General features: G+C 69.1%; 12 protein-coding genes. 3 read left to right on the top strand and 9 right to left on the bottom strand.

Going from position 1 to position 12563, the window contains the following annotated elements; translation table 11 throughout:
• The first annotated feature begins 38 nt into the window (after positions 1–38).
• Positions 39–428: a heavy metal-responsive transcriptional regulator gene (locus ACY8FT_RS09305; RefSeq protein ID WP_010155367.1), complete on the top strand. Its 390-nt coding sequence runs from the start codon at positions 39–41 to the stop codon at positions 426–428.
• 95 nt (positions 429–523) lie between these two features.
• On the opposite strand, the gene ACY8FT_RS09300 is transcribed toward ACY8FT_RS09305, so the two are convergent.
• From ACY8FT_RS09300 to ACY8FT_RS09260, 9 genes are all read right to left on the bottom strand, one after another.
• On the bottom strand, positions 524–1831 hold the full coding sequence (locus tag ACY8FT_RS09300; protein ID WP_462418646.1) for an ISL3 family transposase: 1308 nt from the start codon (positions 1829–1831) through the stop codon (positions 524–526).
• A 239-nt stretch (positions 1832–2070) separates the two neighbouring features.
• Positions 2071–2409, bottom strand: a complete 339-nt coding sequence (locus ACY8FT_RS09295) for a metal-sensitive transcriptional regulator (RefSeq protein ID WP_462418645.1) — start codon at positions 2407–2409, stop codon at positions 2071–2073.
• A 36-nt stretch (positions 2410–2445) separates the two neighbouring features.
• Positions 2446–4647 carry a heavy metal translocating P-type ATPase gene (locus ACY8FT_RS09290; RefSeq protein ID WP_462418644.1) on the bottom strand — a complete coding sequence of 734 codons (2202 nt, stop codon included), beginning with the start codon at positions 4645–4647 and terminating at the stop codon, positions 2446–2448.
• Positions 4648–4662: 15 nt separating this feature from the next.
• Positions 4663–5244 (bottom strand): YdhK family protein, encoded by a 582-nt coding sequence (locus ACY8FT_RS09285; RefSeq protein ID WP_462418643.1) that lies wholly within the window; start codon positions 5242–5244, stop codon positions 4663–4665.
• Positions 5245–5364: 120 nt separating this feature from the next.
• Positions 5365–5634 (bottom strand): hypothetical protein, encoded by a 270-nt coding sequence (locus ACY8FT_RS09280; protein WP_462418642.1) that lies wholly within the window; start codon positions 5632–5634, stop codon positions 5365–5367.
• A gap of 43 nt (positions 5635–5677) precedes the next feature.
• On the bottom strand, positions 5678–8002 hold the full coding sequence (locus ACY8FT_RS09275; protein WP_462418641.1) for a heavy metal translocating P-type ATPase: 2325 nt from the start codon (positions 8000–8002) through the stop codon (positions 5678–5680).
• Positions 7992–8954, bottom strand: coding sequence for a heavy-metal-associated domain-containing protein (locus ACY8FT_RS09270; RefSeq protein WP_462418640.1), 963 nt, complete (start codon positions 8952–8954; stop codon positions 7992–7994). Before ACY8FT_RS09270 ends, ACY8FT_RS09275 begins: the two co-directional genes overlap by 11 nt.
• Before the next feature lies 1 nt (position 8955).
• Positions 8956–9168, bottom strand: a complete 213-nt coding sequence (locus ACY8FT_RS09265; RefSeq protein WP_462418639.1) for a heavy-metal-associated domain-containing protein — start codon at positions 9166–9168, stop codon at positions 8956–8958.
• 66 nt (positions 9169–9234) lie between these two features.
• Positions 9235–10653: an MFS transporter gene (locus ACY8FT_RS09260; RefSeq protein WP_462418638.1), complete on the bottom strand. Its 1419-nt coding sequence runs from the start codon at positions 10651–10653 to the stop codon at positions 9235–9237.
• Positions 10654–10842: 189 nt separating this feature from the next.
• On the opposite strand from ACY8FT_RS09260, the gene ACY8FT_RS09255 reads away from it, so the two are divergent.
• Together ACY8FT_RS09255 and ACY8FT_RS09250 are read left to right on the top strand one after the other, a co-directional pair.
• The gene (locus ACY8FT_RS09255; protein ID WP_462418637.1) at positions 10843–11373 is read left to right on the top strand and encodes a TetR/AcrR family transcriptional regulator; all 531 of its coding nucleotides are present in this window, start codon (positions 10843–10845) and stop codon (positions 11371–11373) included.
• Positions 11370–12548: an FAD-dependent oxidoreductase gene (locus ACY8FT_RS09250; RefSeq protein ID WP_462418636.1), complete on the top strand. Its 1179-nt coding sequence runs from the start codon at positions 11370–11372 to the stop codon at positions 12546–12548. The genes ACY8FT_RS09255 and ACY8FT_RS09250 overlap by 4 nt, the downstream gene beginning before the upstream one ends.
• Positions 12549–12563 lie beyond the last annotated feature (15 nt).

Here is a 12563-nt window from a genome sequence, read left to right as displayed (position 1 = left end):
GTCAAGAAGGCTTCTGCCGAAAGAAAAGGGGGCCTGCGATGCGCATCGGGGAACTCGCCGAGCGGGCGGGAACGACGGCGAAGACGCTGCGGTTCTACGAGGAGCAGGGCCTGCTGCCCCCGGCCGAGCGCACGCCGTCCGGATACCGCGACTACGCGCCCGAGACGGCCGCCCGGATCGACTTCGTCCACCGCGGCCAGGCCGCGGGCCTCACCCTCGCCCAGATCCGCCAGATCCTCGACATCCGCGACGGCGGCGCTGCTCCCTGCGAGCACGTGCGCGATCTCCTCGACGCGCGCCTCGCCGAGATCGAGCAGCAGATCGCCCAGCTCACAGCGCTCCGAGACACCATCGCCGAGCTCAGGCACGACGCCGCGCAGCCCGACCCCGACTCGTGCAGCGCGGACCAGGTCTGCCGGTACCTGTAGCTCACGGAAAATCCTCTCGGCTCTCCCAAGCGACGAGAACGGAAAGTCGTGCAGAATCCCCCGTCCGCCAAATAGCGCCAAATCAAATAGGCTCTTCACAAACGAGGGTGTAGTCGGGGCCTGAATCCGCCAGCTTCGAGGAGTGCTCGGGCGATGTAGTGGGTGAGGTTGCGGAACCCGAGGGCCAGCCCGCGAAGATGCTCAAGTCGTCCATTCACGGCCTCGGTAGGTCCGTTGCTGGTGCGGGGTCGCTCGCAGTAGGCCAGGACATCGCAGACGCGTCTGGCCAGGGTGCGGCCGAGCTTGCGCAGCTCGACCAGCGGTCGGGGCACCCCGTCGGCGAGGGCATCGATCACCGAGCTCATCTCGACGCGGCCGGTGACCCGGTTGGGGTCTCGGTAGGCGGAGATCATGCGCTGGTAGATGCCCCAGGTGCACTCGATCTGGACGTGCCGGTCCCCGGTGAACAGCTTGTCGAGGCGCTCGTGTTGACGGTCGGTGAGTAGGTCGGCGCCGGTGTGCAGGGTCCGGCGCGCCGAGTAGAGCGGGTCGTCCTTGCGGCCGCGGTGCCCGTGCAACTCCTGCTGAACGCGGCGGCGGCACTCATCCAGGGCGTCGCCAGCCAACCGGATGACGTGGAACGGGTCCATGACAGTGACCGCGTCCGGCAGTTCCTCGGTGGTGGCGGTCTTGAACCCGGCGAACCCGTCCATGGCGACGACCTCGATCCCGTCGCGCCAGGCCTGGTCCCGCTGCGCGAGCCAGTCCTTGAACGCCTTCTTGCTGCGGCCCTCGACCACGTCCAGCAGGCGGGAGGGCCCGGTACCTTCCCGGACCGGGGTGAGGTCGATGATGACGGTGACGTACTTGTCGCCCTTCCTGGTGTGCCGCCACACGTGCTCGTCGACCCCGACCGCGTTCACCCCGTCCAAGCGGGACGGGCGGTCGATCAGCAGCCGTTGACCTTCGGCCAGGACGGCGTCGTTGGCGGTGTTCCACGAGACCGCGAGCCCCTCGGCGACGCGGGCCATCGACAGGTGCCCGATCACGATCGCGACCAGGCCCCACCGCAGGCCGGCGCGGGAGATCTTCGCCCGCGGCTCGGCAGCGGCGGTGGTGTCCTGACGCCATACGTGGCCGCACTCGGGGCACCGGTACCGGCGCACGGTGAGCAGCAGCGTGGTCGAGCGCCATCCAAACGGCTCGTGCGCCAGTTCCCTGGTCACGGTGTCCCGCGCAACGCCCTGGCAGCCACACCGGCGGCACCAGTCGCCCGGCTCGACGACTCGGCAGGCGAGCACCGCACGATCAGGTTCGAGCCGTTGGCCGGTGACCTCCAGGCCGAGGTCGTCCAGGCCGGCGAAGGTAGTCAGGTCGGGGCGCGTGAAGGTAGCGTCGGGCACGTCGAGGTCTTCCCGGTGGGTGGCGTAGGAACCCCCATCTTCGGAAGACCTCGACGCCTACCCCGGGACCGACGCGCCAGCGCCCTCTACACCGTCATCTGTGAAGAGCCTGTTTGCCGGGTGATCGGATGGTGAGTGCCCACTGAGCAGCTTGACAGCACCGGCGCACGGTGAGTTCTGCCTCAATATGGCGAGCGAGGGATGAGGTCAGGAGCGTGACGAGTCGCATGGGCCTTCCTCTACGTGGACTTGATCAGCCGTGCGATGGCTCGGGATGCTTCATCGATCTTGTCGTCGGCGGTGATGGCGTCCCCACTGCGTATTGCGCCGGTGACGCAGTGTCTGAGGTGGTCGTCGAGGAGACCCATTGCGACGTTCTCCAGTGCGGAGGTGATCGCGCTGATCTGGGTGAGGATGTCGATGCAGTACGAGTCCTCGTTGATCATGCGGTGGATGCCGCGGGTCTGCCCTTCAATGCGCTTGAGTCGAGCGAGGTAGCGGTCTTTGTCGCTGATGTAGCCGTGACCGGCCGCGCTCATGGGAGAAAGGTCGGCAGCGGGAGGGGTGAGGGTGCTCATCGTCGGTCTCCTCGTGGACGGTATGGACAATGCGGGTCACGCGGACCGGTCGAGCATCCGGTCGGTGGTGCTCTGCGGTGCCAGGTCGAGGCGGCGCAGCAGCTGCGCGTTGAGCGCGACCACGACGGTCGAGGCGGACATGAGGATCGCGCCGATGCTCATCGGCAGCACGAACCCGATGGGGGCGAGGATGCCCGCCGCCAGTGGCACGGACAGCAGGTTGTAGCCGGCCGCCCACCACAGGTTCTGCTTCATCTTGCGGAACGTCGCCCGCGACAGTTCGATGACCGAGAGCACCGAGCGCGGGTCGGAGCTCGCGAGGATCACCCCGGCCGAGCCGATCGCCACGTCGGTGCCCGCGCCGATCGCGATCCCGACGTCGGCCTGGGCCAGCGCGGGGGCGTCGTTGACGCCGTCGCCGACCATCGCGACCTTCCGCCCCTCGTCCTGGAGCTCCGCGACCTTGGCAGCCTTGTCCTCGGGGCGCACCCCTGCGAAGACGCGGTCGATGCCGAGTTCTTTAGCGACCGAGTCGGCGACGGCCTGCGCATCGCCGGTGATCATGACCACCTCGGCACCGGCGGCGTGGAGCGCATCCACGGCGTCGCGAGACTCAGGGCGGATCTCATCTGCCAGTCGCAGCGCGCCGATGACTTCTGTGTCGGCGAGGACGTGCAGGATGATCGCCCCCTCCTCCCGCCACTGCTCGGCGATGGGCAACTCACTGACGTTGTGCTGGTCGAGGAGATGGGGACCGCCGACTTCGATGAAAGTTCCTTCAACGCTCGCCTTGACCCCTACGGCCGGGGAGGAGGAGAAGTCACGTGCTCGCGGTAGATCCAGACCGCGGTCGTGAGCGGCACGAGTGATCGCTCGGGCCAGCGGGTGCTCGCTATCGGCCTCTGCCGCGGCAGCCAAGGCGAGGACCTCGTCTTCGTTCGGAGTGCCGGCGGGCTCGATGCCGGTGACGGTGGGCTCGCCCTTGGTCAGGGTGCCGGTTTTGTCGAAGAGCACGGCGTTGACGGTGCGCATGGATTCCAGTGCGAGGCGGTCCTTGATGAGCACGCCGCCGCGGGCGGCGCGCTCGGTCGCGATCGAGACCACCAGCGGGATCGCGAGACCCAGGGCGTGGGGGCAGGCGATGACGAGAACGGTGATGGTCCGCACCACCGCCAGGTCTGGCAGGCCGACGAGAGACCAGACGATCGCGGTGACCACGGCCGCGCCGAGGGCGAACCAGAACAGCCAGGCCGCGGCGGTGTCGGCGATGCGCTGGGCGCGGGAGGAGGAGGCCTGGGCGTCGGTGACGAGCTTCTGAATCCCGGCCAGGGCGGTGTCTTCGCCGGTGGCGGTGACCTCGACGCGCAGCCCGGAGTCGGTGGCGATGGTGCCGGCGACCACGTGATCGCCGGTCCCGCGGCGGACCGTCTTGGACTCGCCGGTGACCATCGACTCATCCATACTGGCGCTGCCGTCAACGATCCGCCCGTCCGCGGGCACGGACGCGCCGGGTCGCACGACCACGACGTCGCCGACCGCGAGCTCTGCGGGTGAGACCTTCACGATCTCATCGCCTTCGACCTTCTCCGCCTCGTCGGGCAGGAGCGCGGCCAGGGAGTCCAGAGCGGAGGTGGTCTGGGCCAGGGAACGCATCTCGATCCAATGGCCCAGCAGCATGATGACCACCAGCAGCGCGAGCTCCCACCAGAAGTTGAGTTCGTGGCTGAGCAGGTGCAGGCTCGCTCCCCAGGAGGCGAGGAACGCGACGCTGATCGCCAGGGCGATCAGCAGCATCATCCCTGGCTTGCGGGAGCGGATCTCGCTCAGTCCGCCGGTGAGAAAGGGCCAGCCGCCCCAGAAGTACATCACCGTGCCCAGGATCGGGGAGACCCAGGCCACCCATTCGGCGTCCGGCAGCGGGTAGCCGATGAGGTGGGCGAACATGTCGTTGAAGCCCACGACCGGGACGGCGAGGACGAGCATGATCCAGAACAGCCGCCGGAACTGCCCGACGTGATCACCGTGACCGCCATGACCTGCGTGGTCATGGCCACCGAGACCCGTATGCCCGGCATGGCCGTGATCGGCATGCGTCTGGTGACCACTGTGTTCCACGGCGGCGCCGTGCTGCTCGTGCGCAGAGTGGTCGTGGCCGTCGTGGCCGTCGTGGCCGTCGTGGCTCGCATGTTCGCGCGGATCTGCCTCGGCTGCCCCGTGATGGGCGTGCTGGTTGTTCATGCTCAGTCCTGTCGGTTAGGAGGCGGGCTGTATCTCGCTGTCGACGACCCACTTGTGGTTCGTCATCTCCATCCCGTCTGCCTCGTAGTCGACGACGTAGACGGTCTCGTCGGTCGAGGACGCGATCGTCGCGGTCGCGCCGTCCATGCCCTCCATGTGATCGGCGGTCACGGTGACCTCGGTGCCATCGGTCAGCCGCTCGTCGCCGGCGTCGGCGAGCTCTTCTTGGACGACCCACTTGTGATCGGTGACGGGGTCTCCGCCGCCGACCGGGGTGTAGTCGATCGCGTAGGTGTAGGTGTCGTAGGCGCCGACGATGGTGGCGGTGGCGCCGTTCATGCCTTCCATGTGATCTGCGGTGAGGGTGACGTCGGTGCCGACGGGGTATTCGGGGTCGGTGGCTTCGGTCATGCCCTCGGGCACGGGTCCGCCGTCGGCGGGATGCTCCATGCTGTCGTGGCCGCCATGGTCGCCGTGGGCGTCTTCGCTTTGCGACGCCGACGGTTCTGCATCGTTATCGGCCGCGGAGCAACCGGCCAGGGCGAGGCTGCCGCCGAGGATGCCTGCGGCGATGAGGGTGGTCATGCGCTTGTTCATCTGGATCTCCTTCATGTGCGGCCGGCCGGATCGAGGTGTTGCGCGTTGGTCCGGGGATGCGGGTGGTTCCGCGCCCCCGCAAGGAGCGGGAGGCGCGGAACCGTGGCCGTTCTGGGGCGGTCAGGCCGCGTTGGCGTAGCGGTCGGGGTCGGCGTCGAACAGCGGCCCGCAGGAGGCGCAGCACAGCCAGTACCGCTCACCCTGGTAGTCGCGGTAGAGGCCGGCGGCCTCTGCGTCGGCCTTCACGACCGGGGTGCCGGCCATGACGGGGCACTCGGCCATCTCCGACGCCGGGGTCTGCGCGACCGCCTCGACGCTGGGCGTGTGCCCGCAGCAGCTTCCCCCAGAGGCGGAGGTGTCGGTGAGGTTGAGGTTCTCGTGTGCAGTCATCGTGAATAGTTCCTTTCGTGGTGGGTGATGACGGATGGATGGTTCAGACGGCCACCGGCTCACGGGCCGGCGCCGCACCGGCAGGTGCCGGGTCGGAGGCGTCGTCCGCGCGCGCCTTGAACGTGCGCAGCCGGAGGCTGTTGCTGACGACGAACACGCTGGACAGGGCCATGGCCGCGCCGGCGAGCATCGGGTTGAGGAGTCCGAAGGCGGCCAGCGGGATCGCGGCGGTGTTGTAGGCGAAGGCCCAGAACAGGTTCGTCTTGATCGTGCCCAGCGTTTTGCGCGACAGGCGGATCGCGTCCGCTGCCGCTCGGAGGTCGCCGCGCACCAGGGTGATGTCGGCGGCCTCGATGGCGACGTCGGTGCCGGTGCCCATTGCCAGGCCGAGGTCGGCCTGAGCGAGGGCGGGGGCGTCGTTGACGCCGTCGCCGACCATCGCCACGGTCTTGCCCTCGCCCTGCAAACGGGTGACGACGTCGACCTTGTCCTTGGGCATGACCTCGGCGATGACCTGCTCGATCCCGACCTCGGAGGCGACCTGCTCGGCCACCGCCTGGTTGTCACCGGTCAGCAGCACCGGGGTGAGCCCGAGTTCCTTGAACTGGGCGATGGCCTGGGCGCTGGTGGGCTTGATCTGGTCGGAGACGACCAGCACGCCTCGCGCGGCTCCGTCCCAGCCGACCGCGATCGCGGTCTTGCCCTGCGATTCGGCCTCCTGCTTCGCAGCGCGAAGATCGTCGTCGAGGTGGATCGACCAGTCCGCGAGCAGGGATTCGCGGCCGGCGAGGACGGCGTGGCCGTCGATGACGCCCTGTACGCCCTTGCCTTCGATGTTCTCGAAGGACTCCGGCGCGGGCAGATCACCGACCTCGACGGTGGCTCCGGCGGCGATGGCCTGGGCGATCGGATGCTCGGAGTAGTCCTCCAGGCCGCCCGCGATCCGCAGTAGCTCATCCGGGTCCACGCCGTCGGCGGCGATCGTCTCGGTGAGGGTCATCTTGCCGGTGGTGACGGTGCCGGTCTTATCCAGCACGATGGTGTCGACCTTCTTGGTGGACTCCAGCACCTCCGGGCCCTTGATGAGCACACCCATCTGCGCGCCGCGGCCCGTGCCGACCAGCAGGGCCGTGGGTGTGGCGAGCCCGAGGGCGCAGGGGCAGGCGATGATCAGCACCGCGACCGCGGCGGTGAACCCGGCCGAGAGCGGGAATCCGGCACCGATCCACGCGCCGAGGGCAGCCACGGCGACGGCGATCGCGATGGGCACGAACACCCCGGAGACCCGGTCGGCCAGGCGCTGGATCTCGGCCTTGCCCGACTGGGCGTCCTCGACGAGCTTGGCCATCTGCGCCAGCTGCGTGTCCGAGCCGACGCGGGTGGCCTTGACGACCAAGCGGCCGCCGGCGTTCACGGTCGCGCCGGTGACGTTGTCGCCTTCGCGGACCTCGACCGGCACGGACTCGCCGGTGAGCATAGAGGCGTCGATGGCCGAGTTGCCCGAGGTGATGGTGCCGTCGGTGGCGATCTTCTCACCAGGCCGGACGACGAACTCATCGCCCACCGTCAGCTCGTCGACGGAGATCCGCTGCTCCTGCCCGCCCCGCAGGACGGACACCTCCTTCGCGCCGAGTTCGAGCAGGGCGCGCAGGGCGGCGCCGGCGCGGCGCTTGGAACGCTTCTCGAAGTAGCGGCCGAGCAGGATGAACGTGATCACCCCTGCCGCGACTTCCAGGTAGATGTGCCCGAGTCCGTCGGAGCGGGAGATGGTGAGCTCGAAGGGGTGGACGACGCCGCGGTCTCCGGCGGTGCCGAAGAACAGCGCGATGATCGACCAGACCATCGCCGCCGTCGTGCCGACCGAGATGAGCGTGTCCATCGTGGCCGCGCCGTGGCGGAGGTTCATCCATGCGGCCTTGTGGAACGGCCATCCTGCCCACACCACCACGGGGGCGGCGAGTGCGAGGGAGGCAAAGCCCCAGTAGTCGAACTGCAGCGCCGGGATCATCGCCATCGCGATGACCGGCACCGCCAGCACTGCCGACCCGATGAGGCGCTGGCGCAGGCTGCGCAGCTCGGCGTCCTCACGCGACTCGCCCTCATCCCCATCACTGGACTTCTCACCCTTGGGGATGGGGAGCTCGGCGCTGTAGCCGGTCTTCTCCACCTCGGCGATCAGCAGCTGCGGGTCATACCCTTCGGGGGTGGTGACGCTGGCTTTCTCGGTCGCGTAGTTTACGCTGGCGCTGACGCCGTCGAGCTTGTTGAGCTTCCTCTCGATCCGGTTCGCGCAGGAGGCGCAGGTCATGCCACCGATCTGCAGGTCGATCCCGGCGATACCGGTGCCGGTGGACTGGTCAGTGCTCATGGTCTGCTCCTTCCTCGTGTGTATCGCCCACCGCACCGCCACCACCGGTGGTGGTGTCGATGACCAGCGGGGCGGTGTGCACCTGCCCGTCGACCTGGAAGTCGAGGAAGAGCAGGTACCGCCCCTCGGTCGGGGCGGTCGCCTCGAACACGATCTCCGGACCCGACGTCTCTCCCGCTTCCGGAGCGTCGCCGTGCGGGTGGACGTGCAGGTAGGCCAGATCCCCATCGCGCAGCGCGACGAGATGGCCGAACGCGCCCAGGTACGGCTCCAGCGCGGTGACCGGCTGCCCGTCACGGGTTACCGTCATCGTCAGCTCAGATCCCTCGCCGGCGACGAGATCACCCTCCACCGCGACGTCGAAGCCATCGACCGAGGTCTCCGCGGTCGGCTCCGCTGCCACGGTCTCGAAGTCGCCAGGCACCTGCACTGTGGTCGAGAGCGTGATGCCCTCTCCGGTCTGGCCGGGGACGAAGTCCGCGAACACCCGGTAGGTTCCGGCCGCGTCCCACTGCCACGGAATCGACCAGGTACCGTCGGCGTCCATCTCGGGATGGACGTGCTCGAACTGCTGCCCGTCGGCGCGCACGACGATCAGGTGCAGCTCCTTCTCGTGCTCCAGCTCGAAGTCCGTCATCGGCTCCCCATCGGGGCCGGTCACGGTCAGCGACAGCTCGCCGCCGGCGCCGGTCGCGCTCGGGGCGCTGACGCCGGTGAGCTGGTAGCCGTCCTGTGCCACGCCGAGTCCCAGCGACAACGCGTCCGCGTCGTGGCCTGCATGCGCGTCGCCGCTCATGGCATCTCCTTCCTCGTGGTGTGCGTTGTCTTCGGTCTCTTGTGTCCAGGCCTGCACGGTCTCGTCGGGGACCACCGTGTTCGCCGTGAATCCGGCCACGGCGAACACGGCCACCAGCCCCAGCCCGTACAGGCCCAGCCGCGCTGGAGCCTTCATCTCAGCTCCTGACGGCGGCGTAGCCGGCCTCGTCGACCGCGGCGATCACCGCGGCATCGTCGAGAGGCTGCTCGCTGGTCACGGCCAGGCGCCCGGTCTGGGCACTGACGTCGATGCCGGTCACCCCGGCGATCTCGGAGACCTCGGAACGGATCGCGGTCTCGCAGTGTCCGCAGGTCATCCCGGTCACCTGGTACTCGGTCGTGGTTGCCACGATACTCAACTCCTTCACTCGTGTACGACTTGTGCGTCTCGACCATATACCCCTTAGGGGTATTGATCAATGATGAGGGTCTGCCGCCCGCTCATGCGGTCTGGCAGGCCTCGGAATGGCGACAAGGGAAACCACCGCGGCGATGACGGCCGCTGCGGCGGCGAACCCGAACGCTTGCTGGAACCCCGACTCGCCGCCTCCCGCCGCAAGGCTGACCGCGGCGAGACTGGAGACCGTCGCGACGCCGATGGAGGCGCCGAACTCGTGGAAAGTACTCAGCAGGCCCGACGCGATGCCCGCCTCCTCCGGGCCGATCTGCCCCAGAGCAGTGGCCGAGGCGACCACGAACAGTGCGCCGATACCGAAGGCGCCGAAACTGACGCCGACCGTGGTTGCCACGGTGGTGGGCCACAGCGCGGGCGCCGCGAGCCCGACCGCGGCAAACGCCATCCCGGCGACGCCGAGGGCGCGCGCCCCGACTCGGCCGATGAGACGCCCGCCGAGGTTGGCTCCGGTCATGGTGGCTGCGGCGATCGGCAGGAACAGCAGGCCGGTGGCCAGGGGGCCGTGGCCCGCGTGCTGCTGGAAGTAGAAGGTGCCGAGGAAGAACACGGCGACCATCAGCGCGGTGGCGATCATGATGACGAACACTCCGGCCCCCACAGGACGTCGCACCAGCAGGCCAAGGTCCATCAGCGGGGAGGTCGCGGCCTTCTGTCTCCACCCGAACAGCAAGTACAGGACGACCGCTGCGCCAGTTCCGATCAGCGTGTGTGTGCTGGTCCAGCCGTCCTCGCCCGCGATCGTCAAGGCGTAGATCGCCGACCCGGTCGCCGCTGTGACGAGCAGGGCACCGAGCACGTCGAGCGAGGCTCGCTGCCCGGGCGCTGGAGGCAGAGGCGGTAGGACGCGGAGCAGTCCGAACAGCACGATGAGGCCGACGGGGATGTTGATGAAGAACACCCACGGCCACCCGGGCCCGGCGGTGATCAGCCCGCCGAGTAGCACGCCGACCGCGGCGCCACCGCCGCCGAGCGCGGACCAGATGCCCAGGGCGCGATTGCGCTCGTCACCGGTGAAGAGGCGGACCACGACCGAGAGGGCCGCCGGAGAGAGCAGTGCCGCTCCGAGGCCTTGGACGACACGTCCCGTCAGCAGGACCGTCCCGTTCTCCGCCAGGCCTGCCAGGAGTGAGCCCGCCGTGAACGCGAACAGTCCCGCGTAGACGATCGGCTTGGAGCCGAACAGGTCCGCGCTTCGCCCGCCGAGCAGCATCAGCCCGCCGAAGGTGAGGGTGTAGGCGGCGACCACCCAGGTCACGGCCTCGCGCGACAGGCCCAGGTCGATGGTCATCTGCGGCAACGCGACCGCCACGACCGTCACGTCGAGGATCAGCATGAACTGTGCGGTGCCCAGCAGAGCTAGCGCCAGCCATCGTCGTGGGTGGGCGCCCACAGTGTCCGCGGGCGAAGCGTTGGTCGTCATCAGGACTCCTAACTCAAGCAGTGGTGTACGGGATGTAACCGCTACACTATCTCATGCATTCCCGTACGAGTTATGAGGTGGCGTATGCCAACGAAGAAGGACACGGCCAGGAGCGGCTCCCGAGGCGCGGCCGAGACCGCACCGCGGGCGGCGAATCAGCGGGCGGACGCACAGCGGAACAGGGCGAAGATGTTGGCTGCGACTGTGACCGCGATCCGCAAGGACCCCGACGCCTCGGTCGCCGACATCGCCGCCGAGGCCGGCGTGGGCCGGATGACGCTGTATGGGCACTTCCAGAACCGCGCCGAGCTGATCGATGCCGCCCTGGTGGAAAGCATCGAACGCGGCGAGGAGGTGCTCAGCGAGGTCCCCTTGGGCGGCGACGCGAGCGAGGCGTTCCGTCGCCTGGTTGCCTCTAGCTGGCTGCTCGTCGACCAGTCACGTGCCCTACTGGCAGCCGCGCAGAAGGAGCTTCCCGCCGCCCGCATCCGCGAGATGCACGAGAAGGCCGAGGCTCGCATGCGTGACCTGCTGCTGCGCGGCCAGCGCGAGGGCGCGTTCCGCAGCGATCTGCCGGTGACCTGGCTGCTCACCACCACCCACGTCGTCATGAACGGCGCAGCCGAGGAAGTCCGCGTCGGACGCCTCGACCCGGACGAGGCCCCGTGGTTCATCGACGCGATCCTGCTGCCGGCCTTCACGCAGAACGGAGACCGATGAGCACCCCCGTCATCGCGATCATCGGCGCCGGCGCGGCAGGCACCTCCGCCGCGAAGACGCTCCGCGCCGCAGGCCCCGGCATCGACATCGACCTGTTCACGCGCACCGGCGAGCGGCCGTTCAACCGGATGCTCGTCAACAAGGGCGTCGCAACCGGCCTGATCACCCCCGGCCAGGCCGCCCTGCCCGATACCGGAGCGACCGTGCGCGCCGACACCGTGCGTGGCATCGACCCCCGCACGCGTGAGCTGCACCTCGACTCGGGGGCCTCTCGCGCCTACGACGCGTTGATCATCGCCTCGGGGAGCCGGCCCCGCGTCCTCGACGAGTCGATCATCGGCCGCGACCAGGCCATCCGTGCGGGCCGGCTGACCACCCTGCACTCGCTCGCCGACGCCGTCCGCGTCCGCGACCTGGTCGCCGCGCACACGCCGTCGAGAGTCCTGATGCTCGGCGGCGGACTCGTCGCCTCCGAGACCGTGTCGCTGCTGACCGACGACGGGCATGACGTCGCCATGATCACCCGCTCGCCCCTGCCCGGCGCTGCGGCGATCGGCGAGCACGCCGCCAGGCGCCTGCTCGATCTGCACCGGCCCCAGCACGCCGCCTACCTCGGCCGCACCCCGGACGCGATCCGCACCCACGCCGACCGGATCACGATCGCCCTCGACGACGGCACCCGAGCAGAAGGCGACCTCGCGATCATCGCCCACGGCACCCTGCCCGCCGCGCCAGCACCCTGGACCGGCCCCGAGGGCATCGCCGTCGACAGCCGGATGCGCGTCATGGTCGCCCCGCAGCAGCGCATCTACGCTGCCGGCGGCGTCGCCGTGCACCACTACCCCCGCCACGGCTCCTACCGCATCGACCACTGGGACGACTCCGTAGCGCAGGGCACCCATGCGGCTGCCGCGCTGCTGCACGACCTCGCTCTCGGCGATGATCCCGGCACCTACCTGCCGAGCTCACCGTTTACCGCACGCATCCACGGACACACCCTCACCGGCGCCGGGCACCCCGCACTCGGTACCAGCACCCGAGTCATCTCCACGGAGCCGCTGCTGGTAGCTCACCTGCTGGGCGATATCGAGGTGGCCCTCACCGGGGTCGATGCGACCCGGCCGATACACGATCGCGTGGATGGGCTGCACGCGCAGATGACCGCATCCAGCTAAGCCGGCGGGCGCGAG

This window comes from Kytococcus sp. Marseille-QA3725, from assembly GCF_054950055.1.
The sequence above is the reverse complement of the archived record's forward strand: the minus strand, read 5'-3'. Positions and strand labels throughout refer to the sequence as shown.